Annotated in this window: 19 protein-coding genes; 14 read left to right on the forward strand and 5 right to left on the reverse strand. The window is 62.0% G+C overall.

Going from position 1 to position 21,093, the window contains the following annotated elements; genetic code table 11:
* Nucleotides 1–10 precede the first annotated feature (10 nt).
* Nucleotides 11–1,150, forward strand: a complete 1,140-nt coding sequence (locus FHT69_RS28915; RefSeq protein ID WP_047616687.1) for an ROK family transcriptional regulator — start codon at nt 11–13, stop codon at nt 1,148–1,150.
* An 8-nt stretch (nt 1,151–1,158) separates the two neighbouring features.
* Here the strand turns inward: FHT69_RS28915 and FHT69_RS28920 are convergent, their stop codons facing one another.
* A complete protein-coding gene (locus FHT69_RS28920) occupies nt 1,159–2,205 on the reverse strand; it encodes a Gfo/Idh/MocA family protein (RefSeq protein ID WP_047616685.1) in 1,047 nt (348 codons plus the stop codon).
* Between the two features lie 394 nt (nt 2,206–2,599).
* Between FHT69_RS28920 and FHT69_RS28925 the strand changes: the two genes are divergently transcribed.
* The 6 genes from FHT69_RS28925 (at nt 2,600) to FHT69_RS28950 (ending at nt 9,018) form a co-directional block, all read left to right on the forward strand.
* Nucleotides 2,600–3,898, forward strand: a complete 1,299-nt coding sequence (locus tag FHT69_RS28925) for an extracellular solute-binding protein (protein WP_047616940.1) — start codon at nt 2,600–2,602, stop codon at nt 3,896–3,898.
* Nucleotides 3,899–3,982: 84 nt separating this feature from the next.
* A complete protein-coding gene (locus tag FHT69_RS28930; protein WP_047616681.1) occupies nt 3,983–4,912 on the forward strand; it encodes a carbohydrate ABC transporter permease in 930 nt (309 codons plus the stop codon).
* The gene (locus tag FHT69_RS28935) at nt 4,909–5,751 is read left to right on the forward strand and encodes a carbohydrate ABC transporter permease (RefSeq protein ID WP_183906307.1); all 843 of its coding nucleotides are present in this window, start codon (nt 4,909–4,911) and stop codon (nt 5,749–5,751) included. The genes FHT69_RS28930 and FHT69_RS28935 overlap by 4 nt, the downstream gene beginning before the upstream one ends.
* Before the next feature lie 41 nt (nt 5,752–5,792).
* Nucleotides 5,793–7,031: an ROK family transcriptional regulator gene (locus tag FHT69_RS28940; protein ID WP_183906308.1), complete on the forward strand. Its 1,239-nt coding sequence runs from the start codon at nt 5,793–5,795 to the stop codon at nt 7,029–7,031.
* Nucleotides 7,032–7,079: 48 nt separating this feature from the next.
* Nucleotides 7,080–7,934 (forward strand): sugar phosphate isomerase/epimerase, encoded by an 855-nt coding sequence (locus FHT69_RS28945; protein WP_183906309.1) that lies wholly within the window; start codon nt 7,080–7,082, stop codon nt 7,932–7,934.
* A gap of 22 nt (nt 7,935–7,956) precedes the next feature.
* The gene (locus FHT69_RS28950; protein ID WP_127430842.1) at nt 7,957–9,018 is read left to right on the forward strand and encodes an ABC transporter ATP-binding protein; all 1,062 of its coding nucleotides are present in this window, start codon (nt 7,957–7,959) and stop codon (nt 9,016–9,018) included.
* A 281-nt stretch (nt 9,019–9,299) separates the two neighbouring features.
* Here FHT69_RS28950 and FHT69_RS28955 read toward each other — a convergent pair whose 3' ends face one another.
* On the reverse strand, nt 9,300–9,773 hold the full coding sequence (locus FHT69_RS28955; protein WP_183906310.1) for a ProQ/FINO family protein: 474 nt from the start codon (nt 9,771–9,773) through the stop codon (nt 9,300–9,302).
* Nucleotides 9,774–10,050: 277 nt separating this feature from the next.
* Here FHT69_RS28955 and panC point away from each other — a divergent pair, with 277 nt between their 5' ends.
* Both panC and panB read left to right on the forward strand, forming a co-directional pair.
* Complete coding sequence (gene panC, locus FHT69_RS28960) at nt 10,051–10,980, forward strand: pantoate--beta-alanine ligase (protein WP_063474035.1); 930 nt, start codon at nt 10,051–10,053, stop codon at nt 10,978–10,980.
* The gene (panB, locus tag FHT69_RS28965; RefSeq protein ID WP_047616670.1) at nt 10,977–11,798 is read left to right on the forward strand and encodes a 3-methyl-2-oxobutanoate hydroxymethyltransferase; all 822 of its coding nucleotides are present in this window, start codon (nt 10,977–10,979) and stop codon (nt 11,796–11,798) included. The genes panC and panB overlap by 4 nt, the downstream gene beginning before the upstream one ends.
* 18 nt (nt 11,799–11,816) lie before the next feature.
* Here the strand turns inward: panB and FHT69_RS28970 are convergent, their stop codons facing one another.
* Complete coding sequence (locus FHT69_RS28970) at nt 11,817–12,731, reverse strand: hydrogen peroxide-inducible genes activator (protein ID WP_127430843.1); 915 nt, start codon at nt 12,729–12,731, stop codon at nt 11,817–11,819.
* Nucleotides 12,732–12,875: 144 nt separating this feature from the next.
* Between FHT69_RS28970 and katG the strand changes: the two genes are divergently transcribed.
* The gene (gene katG, locus FHT69_RS28975; protein ID WP_183906311.1) at nt 12,876–15,065 is read left to right on the forward strand and encodes a catalase/peroxidase HPI; all 2,190 of its coding nucleotides are present in this window, start codon (nt 12,876–12,878) and stop codon (nt 15,063–15,065) included.
* A gap of 227 nt (nt 15,066–15,292) precedes the next feature.
* On the opposite strand, the gene FHT69_RS28980 is transcribed toward katG, so the two are convergent.
* Nucleotides 15,293–15,850, reverse strand: a complete 558-nt coding sequence (locus tag FHT69_RS28980; RefSeq protein WP_183906312.1) for a DUF3299 domain-containing protein — start codon at nt 15,848–15,850, stop codon at nt 15,293–15,295.
* Between the two features lie 291 nt (nt 15,851–16,141).
* Nucleotides 16,142–16,600: an SgcJ/EcaC family oxidoreductase gene (locus FHT69_RS28985; protein WP_047616664.1), complete on the reverse strand. Its 459-nt coding sequence runs from the start codon at nt 16,598–16,600 to the stop codon at nt 16,142–16,144.
* Nucleotides 16,601–16,744: 144 nt separating this feature from the next.
* On the opposite strand from FHT69_RS28985, the gene FHT69_RS28990 reads away from it, so the two are divergent.
* The 4 genes from FHT69_RS28990 to FHT69_RS29005 all read left to right on the forward strand — a co-directional run bounded on the left by FHT69_RS28990 (nt 16,745) and on the right by FHT69_RS29005 (nt 21,054).
* Nucleotides 16,745–17,920: a sensor histidine kinase gene (locus FHT69_RS28990; protein WP_246780768.1), complete on the forward strand. Its 1,176-nt coding sequence runs from the start codon at nt 16,745–16,747 to the stop codon at nt 17,918–17,920.
* Entirely contained in the window at nt 17,917–18,579 is a 663-nt protein-coding gene (locus tag FHT69_RS28995) for a response regulator (RefSeq protein WP_097543300.1), read from the forward strand. Before FHT69_RS28990 ends, FHT69_RS28995 begins: the two co-directional genes overlap by 4 nt.
* Nucleotides 18,576–20,516, forward strand: coding sequence for an ATP-binding protein (locus FHT69_RS29000; protein ID WP_063474028.1), 1,941 nt, complete (start codon nt 18,576–18,578; stop codon nt 20,514–20,516). The genes FHT69_RS28995 and FHT69_RS29000 overlap by 4 nt, the downstream gene beginning before the upstream one ends.
* Nucleotides 20,517–20,586: 70 nt before the next feature.
* Nucleotides 20,587–21,054 (forward strand): response regulator, encoded by a 468-nt coding sequence (locus FHT69_RS29005; RefSeq protein ID WP_047616656.1) that lies wholly within the window; start codon nt 20,587–20,589, stop codon nt 21,052–21,054.
* Nucleotides 21,055–21,093: the final 39 nt, after the last annotated feature.

The raw sequence follows: 21,093 nt of genomic DNA on the forward strand, positions 1-21,093 counted from the left end.
GACGGCGACCATGCGGTATCTTCGATCAGGGCCGCGTCGGCTTCAAACCCAGGACACGGGCGCCCCGCGTGCCAAAACAGTCGGTCTGCGATCCGGTGAAATCGCCGATCGAAACATTCGCGTCATCCTGGAAGCCATCCGCCGCCATGGTCCGCTGACGCGAATGGAGCTTGGCCGCCATTGCGGCCTGACCGGCCCGGGCATTACCAATATTCTCCGCCGATTGGCCGAGGAGAAGCTCGTCACCTCCAACCGCCGCAACGGCTCGGGCGGCGGTGCGACTGCGACCGAATTTGCCCTGCGCCCGGAAGGCGCTTTCTCGATCGGCGTCAAGCTTCGCCAGAGGCGCGGCGAGATGGTCCTCATCGATCTTAGCGGCCAGGTGCATGACCGGGTCTATTTCGGCCTGGAGCCAGCAGACAAGGTCAAGCTGGTGCACGCGGCCGTCAGGGACATGGTCGATCGCCACGCGATGTTGCCGATCATCGGCCTAGGCATCGCCGCCAACGACTGGACGGACGAACAAAGCGATCAAATCGCCGCCATGTCGACGATTGCGCGTCCCTATGTCGAGAACGAATGCACGGCGAGCCTTCTCGCCGAACGCACGATCGGCAGCTCCGCCAGGGAAGGCGGACTGGCGATGATCATCATCGATGACGACATCCAGGCCGGTTTTCTCATCCGCGGCATTCCTTATTCCGGCGTGCATGGCAGGGCGGGCAGCATCGGCGAAATGTTGACCGGCCCGGACAATGTTCAGCTGAACACCGTCGTCGGTTTCGAGTCACTGCGATCGCGGATCGGCGACCAGGACTTCACCCGCCTGCTGAAGGGCGAGGAAATCTCCTCGCCATCGCTGTCGCAATGGATACGGGAGGCCGCCGGCCATCTGCTCGATCCGATCATCGCCATGGCCGGCTTCCTTGCCCCGAGCGTCGTCATGATCGGCAGCGATCTGCCGCAGGGCGTGATCGAAGCGCTGATCCATCAGCTTTCGATCGAGCGCCGCGACACCTCCACGAGACCGTTGCTGACACCCTGGATTTCGCCGATGAAACCGGCGAGCTTCAGCGGCGGCGGCGTTGCGCTGGGGGCTGCCCTCCTGCCCTTCCTCAACACTTTACTGCTGCCGCCGGCTTCCGCTTGAGAGCCGGCTCAGCCGAGCGCTTCATCGGTGTGGCTAAGATCGGAGGCCAGCGCCTTATCCAGGACTTTCTGGATATTGGCGGCGCGGCGGAAGGACGGTTCCTGCGTCCTGCCCGCCCGCACAGCTTGGACGAAACGCTGGTAATTCGTCTCGACCGGATCGAACGGCACGTCGCGCCAGGTCGCCGTGTGCACGTCTTCGCCGAGGCAGGCGCGAAGCGTCGACTTTCCGGTATCGTAAATCATCTCGATCGAGCCGGTTTCGCCATAGACCCGGAGACGCAGCTGATCCATCTGTCCGGCCGCCGTGCGCGTCGCCTGGATCGTCCCGATCGCGCCATTGGCGAAATCGACATTCATCGTGAAGCTGTCATTGGCGTCTAGATCATATTCGCCGATCTTGTGCCCCGGCGCCTTGTCGAAGGTTTTCAGCCGCGCGAAGACATGGGCAACGTCGAGGCCGGAACCGTAGGAGGCGAAATCGACGATATGGATGCCGATATCGCCGAGCGCGCCGTTCGATCCATGCTTCTTGCTCAGCCGCCACAGCCATTTGCTTTCGCTCTTCCAATCGCCCCAGTGACGGCCGACCAGCCAGCTTTGCAGATGGGACGCCTCGACGTGGCGCACGTCTCCTATTTCGCCGGCGAGCACCATCTGCCGGCCTTTCTGGAGGGCGGGCGAGTTGCGATAGGTGAAATTGACCATGCCGACCTTGCCCGATCGTTCGATCGCCTCGGTCATCTCCATGGCCTTGAGTGCATCGGTGGCGAGCGGCTTTTCGCAGAAGACATGCTTGCCAGCGGCGATCGCCTCAAGCGTCGTCGGGTGGTGGATGCTATCAGGCGTGACGTTCGCCACCGCATCGAACTCGCCCCAGGCGAGCGCCTCTTCAAGAGACGTGAAATGGTTGGCGATGCCATGTTCGGTGCAGAAGGCGGCAAGCCTTTCCGGGACGACGTCGACGCCGCCCACGACGCTGACGCCTTCGATCGCCTTGAAGTTGGCGGCATGCTGGTTGGCCATGCCGCCGGTACCGAGAATGAGTAAACGCATCTTATCCTCCCTTGGCGCGTCCTATCGGACGCGGGTGTGTCAGAGCTGATTCCGGCAGCGCGGCCGGGCAAAATCGCACTCCTGCCATCGCGGCCATCCGCGATCGCCTCGTCCTCTTCTTCAGGAAAATTTCGGTCGATGCGCCACGCGCCCGACAGCACGCTCCATCGCTTTAATGGCGCGGATCCTTTTCCAGAAATCGATCTCGATTTTCGGAAATTATGCGCTAGCTGCTGTTGATTGTCGCCAGCATCTCAACCTCCCAGGCTCTGGCCTTCCAAGCTGTGGCTTGACATCAAATCAAAGTAACTTAATCTAATTAATGCAGCACGGAATTGAGGAGAGGTCAACCGACCGCCAGGCTGTATTCGTTCAAATGGGGAGGAGACCCATCATGAAGAGCGCCACCGTCAGCGCATTTGCGCTGAGCACAATGTTATTTTCAGCATCCACGTCATTTGCCCAGGAACTTGCCACCAAGGACAGGATCGGCCTTGCCGATGCGCCAAAATCCCTCGTCGTCCGCCTGACGAACGATAGTCCGAACAATTCGGATCCGGCCATCGCCGAGGGCTATCAGAAGCTCTTCGTCGATTTCATCAAGAAGCATCCCGACTGGAAATTGCAGATGCAGTTCATGTCGTCGGATATCGGCACGGAACAGGCCAAGATGCTGGAGCAGGCCAAGGCCGGCAACGCGCCCGACTGCGCCGCGGTCGACTCCTTCGTGCTCTCGCAGTTCATGGTCAATCACGTGCTGGCGGACTTCACGCCGTATTTTTCGAAGGAGGAAGTGGACGACCTCTTCCCCTTCATCCGCAGCGGCATCACCGATAAGGACCAGACGGTCCGCGCATGGTGGTGGGATACCGATCTTCGTGTGCTCTACCGCAACAAGTCGATTGTATCAGATGCGCCGCAGACCTGGGACGACCTGAAAAAGGCTGCGCTCGCCTCCACCAAGGAAGGCATGGAAGGCGTTCTGTTCAACGGCGGACGCTGGGAAGGTACGACCTTTGACTGGCTGGCGAACTATTGGGCGCTGGGCGGCAAGCTCGTCGACGATAGCGGCAAGCCTGTGTTCGGCGAAGGCGAGAACAAGGAGAAATTCCTGAAGGCGCTGAATTATTTCAAGGATCTCGTCGATTCCGGCGCCGCGCCCAAACGCGTCACCACGATCGCGAATTATGACGACATGAATGCTGCGGCGGCAGCGGGAACGACGGCACTCTTCATCGGCGGCAACTGGCAATATGCGCAGCTGAAGACGACGCTTGAAGAAGACGAGTTCAAGAATTGGACCTTCTCACCGATCCCCGGCCCCGCGGCCGATCAACTCTCGACCGGCACGGGCGGCTGGACGATCGCCTCCTTCAGCAAGGACAAGGACAAGATCGAGATGTGCGCAAACCTTGCACGCGAGGTCTATATGGGGCCGGCAAATGCGCTACAGCAGCAGCTGCCGACCAGAAAGTCGCTCTTCGACAAGTATGAGGTCTTCTCCACCGAAGCCAACAAGACCTTCGCCAAGGCTCTGGTCGACGGCCAGGCGCGCCCCGGCGTACCGATCTATCCCGAGATCTCCAACCAGATCCAGATCATGATGGGCGACGTGCTCTCGGGGACCAAGACACCGGAAGACGCTTTGAATGCCGCCTTCAACGCCGCATTGGAGGCCTACAAGCGGCTGTAGTGCCGGGCGTCCGTGACGCTTCCAATCGCGACGGCGCCTGCCCTCAGGCGCCGTCGACATTGCCAACCCGGACAGAGAGGCCCAATGAGCCCCATTGCCATCGAGGCTGACAGCCCGCCTCAAAGCAGAACGTTCATGCGTCGTTTCGCCGGCGCGCCCCTGCCCTGGATCATGCCCGTGATCGTCGTCATCGGCATCTTCTACCTCTATCCCGTCATCGACGTTTTCCGACTCTCCTTCACCAATGCGACGCTGATCGGCGACAATCAGGAATATACGCTCGGGTCGATCACCAATGCGCTGAGCTCACCGCAGCTGCCCGACATTCTTTGGGCAACCCTGATCTTCGTCGGCGGCAGCGTGATCGGCCAGCAGATCCTGGGCCTGGCGGTCGCCGTCACGGTCATTCGCGGCGAAAAGCGCGGCCTGTTCGGCACCACCATCCTGAGGACGACAGCGCTCGTCGCCTGGGTCGTGCCGGGTATTGCCGGCGGCATCATCTGGCAGATGCTCTTTTCCGAAGCGCCTTACGGCGCGCTGAACAGCATATTGCGGCTGATGCATCTGCCTGTTGTCGCCTGGCTTTCCGATCCGGCCATGGCGCCATGGTCGACGCTGATATCGAACATCTGGCGCGGCACGGCCTTTTCGATGGTCGTCATGTATGCGGCACTGAAGGCGATCGATCCCTCGCTCTACGAAGCGGCGGAGGTGGACGGCGCAACCGCATCGCAGCAGTTCTTCTTCGTCACGCTTCCGCAACTGCGCGCCGCAATCCTCGTCAACATGATCCTCATCACCATCCAGACCGTGAATACTTTCGATGCGATCATCACGCTGACGGGCGGCGGACCGGGGCGCGCGACCGAGGTGATCTCGCTCTACGTCTTCAATATCGTCTTCAGAAACTACGACCTCTCCGGCGGAAGCGTGCTTTCCGTGCTCATGTTGATCATCAGCCTCGGACTTGCCTTCGTCTACGCGTCATTCCTGCCGAAGGAGGAAGAGCAATGAGCGGACGGACAGGAACGCGGCTCGGCGATTTCTTCAGCTATCTGTTCATGCTGGCGATGTTCGTATTCTTCGCCGGCCCCCTCACCTATCTCCTGTCGATGGCGATGCGTGACAAGCGCGAGATCTATCGCGGCGTGGCGCGGTATATTCCGAACAATCCCACCATCGACAATTTCATCACCGTCCTGAACAACAGCTATTTTCCGATCTATCTCTGGAACGGCCTCAAGCTTGCGGCCTTGAGCGGCTTCGGCGTACTGATCGTGGCATTGCCCGCAGCCTACGCCTTTTCCCGGTTTCAATTCCGCGGCAAAGGCCTGTCGATGATGGCGCTGCTTCTCTTCCAGATGATCTCGCCGCTTGTCATCATGGTGCCACTCTACCGCTACATGAACCGGCTCGGTCTGCTGGATACGCATTTTGCCGTCGTCATGGTCTATATCGCGCTCGGCGTTCCGCTGGCGACATGGCTCTTGAAGAGCACGGTCGACGGCATCCCGCGCAGCCTCGACGAAGCCGCCATGATCGACGGCTGCAACCGGTTTTCGGTGTTCTGGCGCATCATCCTGCCATTGTCGGCGCCGGGCATCGCCTCGGTCTTCATCATCACGGTGATTGCCGGCTGGTCGCAATTCCTGGTGCCTTTCCTGCTGCTCACGAAAAATGACCTGATGCCGATCGGCGTCGGAATCTTTAACTTCCGCGGCATGCAAACCGACTCGTCCATTCAACTGCTTGCCGCCGCCTGCCTGATCTCGGTCGTTCCGGCGATCGTGGCCTTTCTGTCGCTGCAGCGGCTGATCCTCGGCGCGATGACCAGCGGCGCCGTCAAGGGATGAGGGTCGGTTCGGTCTCCATGCGCGATGAAGGATTTGACCCGATGAACCAGACACTCGGCGCCAGGCTGTCCCCGGATCTGACCGGCGCCAATGTCGAAGATGCAGGCGAGCATAACAGGGCGGTCGTCCTGCGCTGCATCCATCGCCAGGCGCCGATTTCGCGCGCCGAAATCGCCAGGCGGACGGGTTTTACCAAACCGGCGATCGCCCGGATCGTCGATCGCCTGCTGGACGAAGGCCTGATCATGGAAGCCCGCCGGCGACACGGGCTGCGGGGCCAGCCGGCGATCGAACTCGAGATCAATCCGGATGCCTGTTTTGCGATCGGCATCAACATCGATCGCGACCATCTGACGATCCTGGCCCTCGATGCGGTCGGCAATGTCCGTGCCCGCGTGCATCACGAAAAGCGCTTCATCCTGCCGGCGGAATTCCTGCAGCTCACCGCCGATGCGATTTCGCATTTCCAGCGCAGCCGCCTGATCGACGACGCGCGCCTGGCCGGTATCGGTCTCGCCATGCCGGATTGGCTCGGCGAGATTTCGCTCCTCGGCAAGCCCGACACCTATCAGGAATGGACTTCATTCGATGTGCGCGCTGCTTTGGAGAACCTGACGCAGCATCCTGTCTTCATCGAAAACGAAGCCAATGCCGCGGCCCTTGCCGAACTCGATTACGGATTGGGTGCCGAAAGCAGCAGCTTCTTCTACATCGCCATCAATGCCTGCCCGGGCGGAGGCCTGGTGCTTGACGGCAACGGTCATCGCGGCGCCATGGGCCTCAGCGGCGAGATCGGCTGGCTCCCAATTGCCGATGACCGGGACGAGAAGGCACACAAGGTCCAGCTTCTCGGCGAGATATTCTCGCTGTTTTTCCTCTATGATTTTCTTGCCCGGCACGGCGTCGAGGTCAGCGTTCCCCACGATCTGCTGACGCTGGATGCACAGGGCAGGCGCCTGGTTTCACAGTGGCTGAAGGAAATGAGCGCGCATCTGGCCGTCGCCGTCAAGCATATCGGCATGATCGTCGATCCCGATGCCGTCCTTGTCGGCGGCCGGCTGCCGATCCGTATCGTCGACGAGCTGCTTCGGTATGTGCACGAGCATCTCGACGCCGAGGACACCAACCTCCCCTCGCTTCACCGTGCCTCGCTCGGAGAGGATGCTTCGGCCATGGGGGCGGCGGTCATGCCGATGGCGGCGGCCCTGATGCTCGCATCGGCCGATGCTGCTCAACGCACACGTTCGCCACTCAAGAATATGGATCGCCTGAACAATTGAAACGGCCAGCTAGGCCCCAGGGATTTTGGTGAAGATCGGAGAACTTTGGTGAAGATCGGCTTTTACACCTCGACATTCAATGATCGTCCCCTGGAGGAAGTGGTGGAATTCGCCGCGTCGGCCGGTTTCGACGCAATCGAGATCGATGTCGGCGGCCATATCAAGACACCCGATCAGGTGACGGGCGCCGTCGCGCTTGCACGCGGCCGCGGCCTCTTCGTGTCGTCGATCACCTATTTCGGCAACCAGCTCGATGCCGACCCGACAAGACGCCAGGAACTTCGAGCAAAGACCGCCGAATTTGCCAGTGCGATTGGAGAAGCGGACGTTCCGATCTTCCTGATCTTCCCGGGCCGGGACGACACGGCCAGCGACGAAGCCAATTATGATGACTTCGCCGAATTCGCAAACCGGCTGATTGCGCAGACGCAATCGAGCGGCCTCACCTTCGCGATCGAGAACTGGCCGGGTCCGAAGGACAATTTCATCGGCACGACACCGAAAGGGTGGCAGGAGCTTTTTCGGCGGATCGACAATCCCCGCTTCGGCCTGGAATTCGATCCCTCGCACCTCATCCGCATCGGCGTCGATCCCTATCAGGCGATGGAGGCGGTGAAGGACCGCATTGCCATCCTTCATGCCAAGGACACGGCCATCGATCCGGAGATACTGCAGGCTGTCGGCTATCACGGCAAAGGCTGGTGGCAATACAAGCTGCCCGGGCTCGGCCTCATCGATTGGCCGAGGTTCCTGCGCCAGGCGCGTGGCTCCGGCTTCGATGGCACGCTGTCCATAGAACACGAGGATGCCGCCTATGGCTGGCCAGGCAAGGACTTAGCCGCGCGAAAAGAGGGCGAGCGCTTCGGGCTCGATTATTTGAGAAATGTCCTGAACGGACTTTGACGGCAATTTCTGGAGGACTGTTATGGCCCATGTTTCGGTCAACAATGCGCGCAAGGACTACGGTGCGTTCAAAGCCATCAAAGGCGTATCGGTCGACATCGGCGACGGCGAGTTCGTCGTGCTGGTCGGCCCGTCGGGCTGCGGCAAATCCACGCTTCTGCGAATGATCGCAGGTCTCGAGGGCATCACTTCAGGGCAGATTCAGATCGGCAAGCATATCGTCAACGAGCTTGCGCCCAAGGATCGGGATATCGCCATGGTGTTCCAGAATTACGCGCTCTACCCGCACATGACCGTCGCGAAGAACATGGGCTTTTCGTTGCGGCTGAAACGAATGCCAAGGACGGAGATCGACCAGCGGGTCGGCAATGCCGCCAAGATCCTCGGTCTCGAGAGCCTTCTGGAAAGATATCCGAAACAGCTGTCCGGCGGCCAGAGGCAGCGGGTGGCGATGGGGCGGGCAATCGTGCGGGATCCGGCCGTCTTCCTGTTCGACGAGCCTTTGTCGAACCTCGACGCCAAACTCAGGGTGCAGATGCGCTCGGAGATCAAGGAACTGCATCAACGGCTGCAGACGACGACCATCTATGTCACCCATGATCAGATCGAAGCCATGACCATGGCCGACAAGATCGTCGTCATGAAGGATGGGCTGATCGAGCAGTCAGGCTCTCCGCTGGAATTGTACGATCGTCCGAACAACCTTTTCGTTGCCGGCTTCATCGGCTCCCCGGCGATGAATTTCATCGCGGGCAAGATGACGGAAGACGGGTTTCGAACTGCCGACGGCCTGCTGCTGCCGAGCGAGCGACGTCCGCCCGCAGCCGTGACCTACGGCATTCGTCCCGAGCATATCCAGTTGGACCCCGGCGGGATCGAGGTCACGACGGTGGTCGTCGAGCCTACGGGTTCTGAGACGCTGGTCATCGTCCGGCTGGGAACGCAGACGCTGACCTGCGTCTTCCGGGAACGGATCAGGGCGGCACCCGGCGAGGTGCTGAGGATTGCGCCGATCCACGATGCGGTTCACTTGTTCGCCGCAGACGAACAGCGGATCACGTCAGGCGAAGCCGCGCTGAACTGACCCGGCCGATTGCCCCCTCCCCTTCGGCCGGGCTTCGGTCGGGGGCGCGTTTTCCGCGCCCCCGACCCCGAATGCGCTCAAGCTGCGTCGCGATAGGTCCGCGTGTTGGCCTGCGCCCTGCCCAATTCGGTAACCCGGCAGAACGCGGCGATGGTGGAGGAAACCACAGCCGCCGGCCGCACACAGATATTATTCGCCGCGGAGTACGATACTGTTCTATCGATCTCGTAGAATCGCCTTGCGCAAGAACGCGCAATGACTGCAGCCAGATATGGGGTGCTTTAGCTGACGGCGTTCCTTTTGCCGAGGAGGGCCGCGCGGATCTGTTCGCTTTTGCTCAACAGGGGAGCGGGAACCGGTGCTGCCTGCTCTGGCGCGTCGGCTTTGCCGGTGATCTGTTTGAGACTCAGGAAACGTTTTTGCGCGACCAGCCGGTCTTCGGGCGACAGTGGCTCGACGGGTTCGCCGTCAAGGCCATAGCGCATGGAATCGGGCTGGGCGCTGGCGAAATAGTAGCGCCGGCAGTGGACATAGGCCGCGGTCGCTCGCCGCAGGGTCGTGACGCCGGCATCGGGCTTCAGGAGCGGACGGAACTCGTTGAAAAGACCGACGGCAAAGGGACGGATCGGATCTCCCGACTTGGCCGGAAGGACGCCGACCGGCCGGATCAACAGCATGTTGATCGCGTTTGCCTTCTCCACGTCGAGCTCGGTTGCCGCAATCGGTCCGCGGCTGATCTTCCAGGGCTTGTCCATGCGTCCTCCATGTAACGTCCATAGCGACCGACTGTGATGGTATCTTGACGGACAGGGCGAGTAACGGAAGTCGCACATCGTCGGTTCCACTGCAAGCCGGTGAGGAGCGGTATGGGAGCCCGTGTGGTGAAATGGCGTTTCCGGGGTCGACATCGCCTGGTGTCATCGGCTGCCGTTGCATCTAATCGTTTTTATCGAGAAATATGCATTGACCTGTCACATCGATTACACTTCATATCCGCGCCCAAGATGGAGTGACCGGCCGCGGGGAGGATATATGCGGGTTTTCTCGAGTATTGACGAGCTGCGCCACACGCTCGATGCACTGAAGCGGCAGGGGCGAACCGTCGGCCTCGTTCCGACGATGGGCTATCTCCATGCCGGTCATATGGAACTCGTCGCGCGTGCGCGCGCTGAGAATGACATCGTCGTCGTCTCGATTTTCGTCAATCCACTGCAGTTCGCCCCGGCGGAAGACCTCAGCAAATATCCGCGCGATCTGGAACGCGATGCCGCCATGCTGAAACAGGCCGGCGTCAATTTCCTCTTTTCGCCTGGCGTCGAGGACATGTATCCCCGCCCGATGCTGACTGTCGTCGACGTTCCCGACCTCGGCTGCGAACTCGAGGGGGCGGTACGCCCCGGGCATTTTGCCGGCGTCGCCACTGTCGTTTGCAAGCTTTTCAACATCGTGCAGCCGCAGACCGCCTATTTCGGAGAGAAGGATTACCAGCAAGTCGTCATCATCAAGCGCATGGTGGACGATCTGGCCGTGCCGGTGCGGGTAATATCGGTGCCGACGGTCAGGGACGCCGACGGCCTCGCCTTGTCGTCGCGCAACGTCTATCTCAGCGCAGCGGAGCGGCGTGCCGCCGTAATCGTTCCTCAGACCCTCGACGAGGCGGAGCGCCTGGTCGCCGGCGGCCTTACCGATCCGGGGAAGCTCGAGGCCAAGCTCACGGCGTTTCTCAATCGCGAGCCTCTGGCAAAGCCGGAGGTCGTCGCCGTCAGGGATGCCTCGACACTGCAGCCGGTCACGTCGATTGCGGAACCCGTCGTCATCGCACTCTTCGTTCGGGTCGGCTCGACACGGCTTCTCGACAACAGGGTTATCGGTGACAACAGGATTGCCGGGGGCAACAGGGTCGCCGGGGGCAACCGCATTATCGGCGGGCGGAGCTTGCCGGGAAAGGGAGTGGCCAGATGAGCGCCGCCGGAATTCAGAAGCGCCTTACGCCAGCCCGCATCTTGGCGATGAAGGGCGGCAAGCCGATCGTCTGCCTGACCGCCTATACGACGCCGATGGCGCGGCTGCTCGATGAGCATTGCGATCTCCTGCTGGTCGGGGATTCACTCGGCATGGTGCTCTACGGCATGGAGACCACCATCGGCGTCACGCTCGACATGATGATCGCGCACGGCAAGGCGGTGATGCGCGGCGTCGGCAAGGCCTGCGTCGTCGTCGACATGCCGTTCGGCAGTTATCAAGAATCGAAGGAGGTCGCCTTCCGCAATGCCGTCCGAATCCTGCAGGAAACCGGCTGCGATGCCGTCAAGCTGGAGGGCGGCGAGGAGATGGCCGAGACCATCGCCTTTCTGACGAAGCGAGGGGTCCCGGTCATGGGGCATATCGGTCTGATGCCGCAGCAGGTCCAGACCGCAGGTGGCTATCGTTCCGTCGGCCATTCCGAACACGAGACGTCGAAGATCCGGCGCGACGCACACGCCATCGGCGGCTCGGGCGCCTTTGCCGTCGTCATCGAGGGCACGGTGGAGCCGCTCGCCCGCGAGGTAACGGCCGCCATGCACATACCGAGCATCGGTATCGGCGCCTCTTCGGCCTGCGACGGCCAGGTTCTGGTCTCCGACGACATTCTCGGGCTCTTCAACGATTTCACCCCGCGTTTCGTCAAGCGCTACGACGAACTGGGCAAGAGGATCGCGGCGGCCGCCGCTGCTTATGCGGACGAGGTCCGGTCGCGACAGTTTCCGGCAGCCGAGCATACATTCAAGCGGCGGCCCTGAAGCGAGCCGCCCGGCCCATCACCGGACGATAGACTGTTGGCGCATCGTCTCGGCCGACCGGCGGACCGCCTCGGAAACCTGCAGCAGCTGTTTGGCCATCGGTGTCGAATTGCGCCAGACCATACCAATCGTGCGCGACGGCTGCGGAGACGGGAATCGGGAAATCGACACACGCGCCGAGCGTGTTTCCACCGGAACGGCCATCTCCGGAATCAAGGTGATGCCGATGCCGGCACTGACCATCTGCACCAGAGTGGAGAGCGAACTGCCTTCCATGACTTCGCGGGGCCGAGCCGGCCCTATCTTGCAGAAAGACAGGGCCTGATCGCGGAAACAGTGGCCTTCCTCGAGCAGCAGCAACCGCATTTCGCGCAGCACCTCGCGTTCCGGCACAGGTTTGCCCTCGTCCTCATGTCGCCTGACCAGCACGAACTCTTCCTTGAAGAGCTCGAGTTCCGTGAGGGAGGGTTCCGACACCGGCAGCGCAACGATCGCCATATCCAGCTGACCGTGCGCCAGTTCCTGAACCAGCTTCGCCGTCTGCGTCTCGCGCACCTCGATCTGGATGCCGGCGAAGGTCCTGTTCAGGTCGTTGATGATGACAGGCAGCAGATAAGGTGCGATCGTCGGTATGATGCCGATGCGCAGCCGCGTCAGGAAGGAATTGCGCGAGGCGCGCGCCAGCTCCCCAAGCTCGTCGACGGCGCGCAGGATATCGCGGACCCGCAGCGCGAAGGTCTGGCCGAACGGAGTGAGCTTCACCTCGCGCGCACTGCGCTCGAAGAGCTCGTTGCCCAACTCTTGCTCAAGTTCTTTGATCTGCATTGAGAGCGCAGGCTGGGAGATGGCACAGGCGTCGGCAGCACGTCGGAAGCGGCCATCCCTTGCCAGGGCTTCAAAATAACGCAGCTGTTTCAGGGTAAGATTCTTCATAAGCTCAGCTTATCGCAACGATCAGTAAATCCAACTTAAAATTATTAAACGCTTCCGATATGAAGACTGCAGGGGAGAGAGCGGGCGCCGGCTCGGCTCATCTTTTTCGACGGGCAGACAAATTAAGCAATGAAGGAGACGATCATGGACAACCCCACTGACAGCGCAGGCAAATGTCCTGTTGCACATACGCATAAGGCTCCGACTGCCAGGACGAATCGTGACTGGTGGCCGAACCAGCTGAATGTTCAGATTCTTCATCACAATTCCGGCCGCGCCGATCCGTTGGGCCAGGCCTTCGATTATGCCGAAGAGTTCAAGAAGCTCGATCTCGACGGCCTGAAGAAGGATCTTCAGGCACTGATGACGGATTCGCAGGACTGGTGGCCGGCTGATTTCGGTCATTACGGCGGTCTTTTCATCCGCATGGCCTGGCACAGCGCCGGCACCTACCGCATCACCGACGGCCGCGGTGGCGCCGGCCAGGGCCAGCAGCGTTTCGCGCCGCTCAACAGCTGGCCTGATAATGCCAACCTCGACAAGGCCCGCCGCCTGCTCTGGCCGATCAAGCAGAAATACGGCAACCGCATCTCCTGGGCCGACCTGCTGATCCTCACCGGCAATGTCGCGCTCGAATCCATGGGCTTCAAGACCTTCGGTTTCGCCGGCGGCCGCGCCGACGTCTGGGAGCCGGAAGAACTCTACTGGGGTCCTGAAGGCACCTGGCTCGGCGACGAACGCTACAGTGGCGAGCGCGAGCTGGCCGAACCGCTCGGCGCCGTGCAGATGGGCCTCATCTATGTCAACCCCGAAGGCCCGGGCGGCAATTCCGATCCGCTGTCTTCCGCCCGCGACATCCGCGAAACCTTCGCCCGCATGGCGATGAACGACGAAGAGACCGTGGCGCTGATCGCCGGCGGCCACACCTTCGGCAAGACGCATGGCGCCGGCGACCCGTCCCTGATCGGCCCCGAGCCGGAAGGCGGCGCGATCGAGGATCAGGGCCTCGGCTGGAAGAGCTCGTTCGGCACCGGTGTCGGCAAGGATGCCATCACCGCCGGCCTCGAAGTCACCTGGTCGCAGACGCCAACCAAGTGGAGCAACTACTTCTTCGAAAACCTCTTCGCCTTCGAATGGGAACTGACGACGAGCCCGGCCGGCGCGAAGCAGTGGCAGGCCAAGAACGCCGAAGCCTCCATTCCGGATGCCTACGACGCCTCGAAGAGGCACCTGCCGACCATGCTGACGAGCGATCTGGCACTGCGTTTCGATCCGGCCTACGAGAAGATCTCGCGCCGCTTCCTCGAGAATCCAGACCAGTTTGCCGACGCTTTCGCCCGCGCCTGGTTCAAGCTGACCCATCGCGACATGGGACCGAAGGTACGCTATCTCGGCCCGGAAGTTCCGGCCGAAGACCTGATCTGGCAGGATGTGATCCCGGCCGTCGACCATCCGCTCGTCGACGACAAGGACATTGCCGACCTCAAGGAAAAGGTTCTCGCCACCGGCCTCACCGTGCAGGAACTGGTCTCGACCGCCTGGGCGTCAGCCTCGACCTTCCGCGGCTCCGACAAGCGCGGCGGCGCCAATGGCGCGCGCATCCGCCTTGCCCCGCTGAAGGACTGGGACGCCAACCAGCCGGCGCAGCTCGCCAAGGTGCTCGACGTTCTCGAAGGCATCCAGAAGGACTTCAACGCCGCCCAGACCGGGGCTAAGAAGATCTCGCTCGCCGACATGATCGTTCTCGCCGGTGCAGCAGGTGTCGAGAAGGCGGCAGCGGCCGGCGGCAACGCCGTCAGCGTGCCCTTCACGCCGGGCCGCATGGATGCCTCCGAAGCCCAGACCGACGCGCATTCCTTCGCAGCGCTCGAGCCGCGTATCGACGGCTTCCGCAACTACGTGAACGACAAGCGCCATCAGTTCATGAAGCCGGAAGAAGCACTCGTCGACCGCGCCCAGCTCCTGACGCTGACCGGACCTGAGATGACCGTCCTCGTCGGCGGTCTGCGCGTCCTGAAGGCAGGCAGCCCCGAGCACGGCGTCTTCACCTCGCGTCCCGAGACGCTGACGAACGACTTCTTCGTCAACCTGCTCGACATGGGCACGCAGTGGGTTCCCCTCGCCGGCAAGGAAGGCGTCTATGAAGGCCGCGACCGCAAGACCGGCGCTGCCAAGTGGACCGGCACCCGCGTCGACCTGATCTTCGGCTCGCACTCGCAGCTTCGCGCCTTCGCCGAAGTCTACGGCCAGGCCGACGCCAAGGGGAAGTTCGTCAAGGACTTCGTCGCCGCTTGGACCAAGGTCATGAATGCCGACCGCTTCGACCACGTCTGATCGGTAGCATTTTGCCCGGGCGCAGTTTCGGCTGCGCCCGGGCATTTCTCTTTTGGGTCGGTTTGCGCTTCCACTGCAACCCTTCTTCTCCCTCACCTCTGTGCTCGGGCTCGACCCGAGTGATGTCACGGAGATCCAGTGCGCCCAAGTCCTTGGGCGCGCGAGACGTCCTTGCTTTGATTGGAGTCATTCACCGCGCAGACGCGGGGTGGCACCACATGTGCGTTTTAGCGAGGCAGAATGCCGAAAGGCGAGAGTGACAGCAGATCGGGATCGGTCGTGGCCGTCGCCGTCGCTACCTCGGCATGGTTCATGCTATAGCCGTAGGTGAGAATGCGGTTGCCGTCGATCATGAAGAATTGCGCCTCATCCAGGCCGGGCTGCAGGGCACCCGTAACGGTGACGGTCTCGTACATTCTTGTAAGGTGCAAAGGCGCTTGCGGAACGACGCGAACCAGTTGGTTGGGCGGAGGGGAAGGCATGTGGCTGCAGGCTCCGGCCCAAGGCACCAGCATGAATTCGTAGACAAGATTGCCATCCTGGTCGATCGGCAGAACGAAGCCCGTCAATTCGATCGGATGTTCCTCGCCATGCCAGGCGAGTGTTTCGCCCTGCGGACCGCTCACCGGCTTACCCGACAGCGGCACCGTCGCCTTGGGCTGATCGGCCGGCCGTAAAGCGCTCCAGAAGATAGGCTGCGCAGCAGCGAAGGCGTCAGAAATCGGCCATGCGGAACAAAATGCGAGCGCCGCGAACGTCAGGAGGAAAGGTTTGTGTTTCATCATTGCATCTCCACCGCCGGCCGCTTTGACCACCTTGCCGCTGCCGCGTGGATGCTACTCCCGATCCCGCTTAGCCGTCAAAGCTTCGGGCGCGGATTACTCAGGCTTTGCAAGGAATAAGGAGAGGGCGTGCCGTGGCCACCCTCCGCCGTTTCGTCGCACTGCGATGCCAATTGTTTTGGGGAAACTGGTGCGTCCGGCCGATCTCACACCTGTGGGGGAGATGACCGGCAGGCCAGGCTCAGGAGACCCCGCATGGGGTATCTCCCTGCCGGACCGGCAAGCCATGAGGCCTTACTTCTCCGGCATCATCGAGGAGTGGTGCGAGGTGATCAGCCAGTTCCCGTCCTTGAACTCATAGGTATAGGTGTAGCGGGCGGGAACCTTCGAGCCGTCCTTCATGGTGAAGGTGTAGGTGCCGAGGTCGACGGCCCAGTTGCAACCGATCTTGATGTCGCGACTGTCGACATGGCCCTTGGGCTCATTCGCCAGGAAGTGTTCGAAATAATCGATCCGTTCGCCCTGGGTCAGGCGAGGTTTGTTCGACAGCGTCGCGAGAAGCACGGAATCTTCGCTGTAGTTCTTGGCGACCTCCTGAGGGCTCAGCGTCGCAAGCGAGGTATTCCAGCGATCGAAGAGCTTGGCGATTTCCGCCTCGCTTGTCGGCGCACAGGCTGCGGTTTCGGCAGCCGCCGCGGCCGACTGGACCTGAACGAAACCGAGAACGAGAGCGGCAGCAATGATGGTACGCATTTTGACTTTCCTATGTGGCGGTTCCGGCGGACATCGCATCGGTCAACCGCATGACCAGCAATTTAAGTATCCTGAGCTGCCGCCTCATCTGCCGGGTGGCTTCGATCCGATCTGCCGAACGGCATAGATGACATTCCCGCCGGAATGACTATCGTGCCGGCGTCATTCATCTTCGGAGCAGTCCTGTTGGGCATGGAGCACGATACAAGTCCGACGCATTCGCCAAACGTTGCGGAACTGCGCGCCCTTTACCGGGCGGCGGAAGCGCGGGCGGCACGTCTGCGTTTCATCATCGAAGTGCAGAACCTGCTCGATGCCGCGGCATTCGAAACGGCTGCCCGGGACGTTCTATCCCGGCTTGCAGATTTCGCAGGAGCATCGCTCGCCAGGCTCGTTTTCCCCTCATTGCAGGGAGAGGCGCCCGTGCAGCTGACGGTGGGTAAGTCGACGAGCCCGGAGAGCGACACCATCCTGTTTGCCTCTCAGGACGGCTCCGATCTCTGTTTGACGATCATCGGCTCGTCGAAAGCGCGCGCCATCGATGCCGACGACCGGCAGACATTGGAGGTGGTGGCCGGGCAGCTCGCCGACGCCTACAATCTCAATCGGCAGGCAGCGGAAAATCAGGCTCTCCTTGGCGATCTCCAGCGGCAGCGAAGTGAACTCGCGGCCCTTGTCGCCCAGTTGATCCAGGCGCAGGAACAGGAGCGGCAGCGGGTGGCGCTCGATCTTCACGACGGCTCGGCGCAACTGGCCGCCGGCCTCAGCTACCGCCTGCAAGACCTTGCGGCCCGCATCGGCGAGGCGCATGCCCTGAAGCCGGAGATCGACCAGCTCGCTGCATTGGCGCGCCATTCCGTTGCCGATCTCAGGGCTGCTATCGCCGATCTTCGCCCGCCCGAACTCGATGATCTCGGTGTCGCCGCGGCGCTGCGCACGCGTCTCGATGCGATCGACGGTCTCGAAGTGATCGCCGACCTCGATGCCGCCTCCGACCGCTGGCCGACATCGACCGGGATCATCTTCTACCGCGTCGCGCAGGAAGCGATCACCAATGTGATCAAGCACGCCGAGGCGAGCCGCTTGGTCGTGCGTCTCTTCGAGGACGATAAGGGCGAAGCGCATCTCGAAGTGATCGACGATGGCAAAGGCATCGGCGCGTTGCGCCATCCCCAGATGCGGGGCGGGCAACTCGGCATCGTCGGAATGCGTGAACGGCTGGCGCTGCTCGGCGGCCGGATCGAGATCGGAGCCGGGTCTTCGGGCGGCACGCATGTCCACGCCGCTGCCCCCCTTGCGCAGGGGACCCCATCAGCATGACGGCATCGATTCTTGTCGCCGACGATCACGACATCGCCCGCGCCGGTCTCATCGCCATGATCGGCGGCCAGGATGATTTCCATGTCGCCTGGGATGTACGCGACGGCGTCGAAGCGGTGGAAGCAGCAGCTCAGCACAAGCCGGATCTGGCACTCCTCGACATCCGCATGCCGCGTATGGACGGCCTTGCCGCGACGAGGGAGATCCGGCGCGTGTCGCCCGGCACACGCGTCATGATCATCACGATGCATGACAGCCTCGACTACCTGGAAGCGGCGATCGAAGCCGGCGCCACAGGTTATCTGCTCAAGGATGCCAGCCGGGAAGACATTCTCCGCACGATCCGGTGTGTCCTTCAGGGGGACGCCTTCTTCGACGGTCCGCTCGTCGCCAAGCTGCTGCGCCGCGCTGCCACCAAGCCGCAGACCAACAGCAGCGCTTTGGAGACGCTGACGATCCGGGAGCGCGAAGTCCTGTCGAAAGTGGCCGAAGGCCTGACCAACAAGGAAATCGCCAGGGCGCTGAAGATCTCGCCCGGCACCGTGAAGATCCACGTCGAGCGCATCATCGGCAAGCTGGATGCCGGGGACCGGACGCAGGCCGCGGTCATGGCCGTGCGCGGCGGGCTCGTCGCAACATCCCGGGAAGAGCAGCCATGACCGCCACGCGCCGGCGGGCGTTGCGTTTCGCCGACCTTCCGCTCAGAGCAAAGGGCATCGTCATCATCACGGTGCCGCTGGCGCTGCTGCTGGCGGCGCTGGCCTCGGTCTTCGTGGCCGACCGGCAAAGCCGGATTGCCGAGGATCAGGTGCGGGTGACGCTGGAGATCCAATCGGGCATTCAGGAGATCCACGCCTCGATCGCCGAAGCCGCCACCGCGATGCGCGGTTATCTGCTGACCGGCAGAAGTGATTTTCTCGATCCTTTCGACCGCGCCGAGGATAGGCTGCCCGTCGTGCTCGACGAGGTCGGCGGCCGATTGCGGGATGGGGAGCAAAAGATGCGCCTCGACCGCATCCGCGCCCTGGTCGACGCGAAAGTCGACCGTCTCCAACTCCTGAAACAGGCCGATACCCTGCGCGCCGGCGGACGCGAGGACCTTGCGGCCAAGCTCATCGAGGGCAAGCAGGTCCTCGATGAGCTGAGACAGGAGATCGACGCGATGAGCCGGCGGGAGGCGGATCTGCTTCACTCGAGAACCGAGGCCGCGGACCGGGTTCGCACTCTGTCGCGAAGCCTGATGATCGCCGCCGGCTTTCTTGGTTTTGCCGGCGCGCTCGTCGCCGTCTTCCTGTTTTCGGCAAGCATCGTGCGCCGTGTGCATGCGCTGAAAGCCGAGGCGCATCGGCTGTCGCAAGGCGAGGTCGTGACGGTGGCGGACCCCTTCCGCGATGAACTGGGGAGCCTCGGACAGGCGCTCGAAGATGCGAGCGTCCTTCTGAAAAGACGCGAGGCCGATCTGACCGAGAGCGAGGAGCGCTTCCGGCAACTGGTCGAAGGCGTCAGCGACTACGGCATCTTCGGGCTCGATACGACAGGGCGGGTCGTGAGCTGGAATGCCGGCGCCGAGCGGATCACCGGTTATGGCGCCGAGGAGATCGTCGGTCAGCATTTTTCCCGCTTCTATCCCACCGAAACCAGAGATAGTTTTCCGGCAGAAGAGCTTGCCAAAGCGACCCGTCATGGGCGCACCGAAGCGGAAGGCTGGCGCGTGCGCAAGGACGGGTCACAATTCTGGTCGCACGTCGTCGTGACCGCACTCCATGACGAGGCGGGCCGGTTGCGTGGCTTTTCCAAGATCACGCGTGACATTACCGAGCGCAAGCAAATCGAAGAGGCCCTGCTTGCCGCCCGCGAGGATGCGATCCGCGCGAGCAATGCCAAGAGCGAATTCCTGTCGCGCATGAGCCACGAGCTGCGCACGCCGCTGAACTCCGTGCTCGGTTTCGCGCAGCTTCTGGAAATGGACGTCACCGATACCGAGTCCAAAGAGAGCGTCGCGCAGATCTTGAGGGCCGGCCGACATTTGCTCAGCCTGATCGACGAGGTTCTCGACATGGCGAGGATCGAGGCCGGGCGCATGGATCTCGCGGTCGAAGCACAGTCCGTCGCCGAGGTGATCGACGAAGCCGTGTCGCTTGCAAGACCGCTCTGCGGCAAGCAGCAGATCACGATCGAGGTCGTCGAGCCGGCCGAGCCGGATCTTTCGGTGCTCGCCGATCGACGGCGGCTGCTGCAGGTGTTCCTCAACCTTCTCTCCAATGCGGTGAAATACAATCGTCCCCAGGGAAGCGTAACCGTCAGCCACCGCGCGATGGATGGCGGCTATATCCGCATCGAGGTCAGCGATACCGGCCCCGGCATTCCGGCCGAACGGGTCTCCCGGCTGTTCACCCCGTTCGATCGGCTGGGAGCCGAACGGATCAGCCAGGAGGGAACCGGTCTCGGGCTGGCGCTGTCGAAACATCTGACGGATGCCATGGGCGGAACGCTCGGCTTCAGCAACCGGGAAGGCGGCGCCACGTTCCATATCGATCTGCCGCGCGTGCCGGCGTCGGTAGAGGCAAGGCAGGCTGCGATGCGAAGCCCACCTTAATGGCATCGCCTTTGATTTGGCCGCGCCGCTTGATATCAGTTCGGCATCGCTTCAACGAAATATTGGGTCCATGACAGATTCCACCGATATCGTGCGAGGATCGACGATCCTGATCGTCGACGACGAGCCCGCCAATGTCTCGCTGCTGGAGCGCATCCTCAAGCGCGAAGGCTTTACCGCGCTGATCAGCACCACCGAACCGCGCGAGGCCTTGCGGCTTTTCCGCGAACATCCTGTCGATCTCGTTCTTCTCGATCTGATGATGCCCGATCTCGACGGCTTCGCCCTGCTGGAGACCTTTGCGAGGCTCATTCCCGAAAACAGCTATCTGCCGATCCTGGTGCTCACTGCGGATGCGACCCTGCCGACGCGCAGACGGGCGCTTTCGCTCGGTGCGAAGGATTTTCTGACGAAGCCCTTCGATGCGATCGAGGCGGTGCTGCGCATCTTCAACCTTCTCGAAACACGTATCCTGACACTGGAACTCGCCAAACACGGACTGGCGACGCCGAAATCGGAGCGTCCGCGGATTGATTGATCGGAATCGATTGATGGTGCCAGTTATCTTGGCGTATGG

Source organism: Rhizobium sp. BK008 (genome assembly GCF_014197345.1).
Classification (GTDB): domain Bacteria; phylum Pseudomonadota; class Alphaproteobacteria; order Rhizobiales; family Rhizobiaceae; genus Rhizobium; species Rhizobium anhuiense.

Coding starts and splice junctions, on each gene's coding strand:
- katG (WP_183906311.1), top strand. CDS start 12,876: ATGGACAACCCCACTGACAGCGCAGGCAAATGTCCTGTTGCACATACG.
- FHT69_RS29005 (WP_047616656.1), top strand. CDS start 20,587: ATGACAGATTCCACCGATATCGTGCGAGGATCGACGATCCTGATCGTC.
- FHT69_RS28920 (WP_047616685.1), bottom strand. CDS start 2,205: ATGCGTTTACTCATTCTCGGTACCGGCGGCATGGCCAACCAGCATGCC.
- FHT69_RS28935 (WP_183906307.1), top strand. CDS start 4,909: ATGAGCGGACGGACAGGAACGCGGCTCGGCGATTTCTTCAGCTATCTG.
- FHT69_RS28925 (WP_047616940.1), top strand. CDS start 2,600: ATGAAGAGCGCCACCGTCAGCGCATTTGCGCTGAGCACAATGTTATTT.
- FHT69_RS28985 (WP_047616664.1), bottom strand. CDS start 16,600: ATGCGTACCATCATTGCTGCCGCTCTCGTTCTCGGTTTCGTTCAGGTC.
- FHT69_RS28980 (WP_183906312.1), bottom strand. CDS start 15,850: ATGATGAAACACAAACCTTTCCTCCTGACGTTCGCGGCGCTCGCATTT.
- FHT69_RS28970 (WP_127430843.1), bottom strand. CDS start 12,731: ATGAAGAATCTTACCCTGAAACAGCTGCGTTATTTTGAAGCCCTGGCA.
- panC (WP_063474035.1), top strand. CDS start 10,051: ATGCGGGTTTTCTCGAGTATTGACGAGCTGCGCCACACGCTCGATGCA.
- FHT69_RS28950 (WP_127430842.1), top strand. CDS start 7,957: ATGGCCCATGTTTCGGTCAACAATGCGCGCAAGGACTACGGTGCGTTC.
- FHT69_RS28915 (WP_047616687.1), top strand. CDS start 11: ATGCGGTATCTTCGATCAGGGCCGCGTCGGCTTCAAACCCAGGACACG.
- FHT69_RS28930 (WP_047616681.1), top strand. CDS start 3,983: ATGAGCCCCATTGCCATCGAGGCTGACAGCCCGCCTCAAAGCAGAACG.
- FHT69_RS28990 (WP_246780768.1), top strand. CDS start 16,745: ATGACTATCGTGCCGGCGTCATTCATCTTCGGAGCAGTCCTGTTGGGC.
- FHT69_RS28995 (WP_097543300.1), top strand. CDS start 17,917: ATGACGGCATCGATTCTTGTCGCCGACGATCACGACATCGCCCGCGCC.
- FHT69_RS28940 (WP_183906308.1), top strand. CDS start 5,793: ATGAACCAGACACTCGGCGCCAGGCTGTCCCCGGATCTGACCGGCGCC.
- panB (WP_047616670.1), top strand. CDS start 10,977: ATGAGCGCCGCCGGAATTCAGAAGCGCCTTACGCCAGCCCGCATCTTG.
- FHT69_RS28955 (WP_183906310.1), bottom strand. CDS start 9,773: ATGGACAAGCCCTGGAAGATCAGCCGCGGACCGATTGCGGCAACCGAG.
- FHT69_RS29000 (WP_063474028.1), top strand. CDS start 18,576: ATGACCGCCACGCGCCGGCGGGCGTTGCGTTTCGCCGACCTTCCGCTC.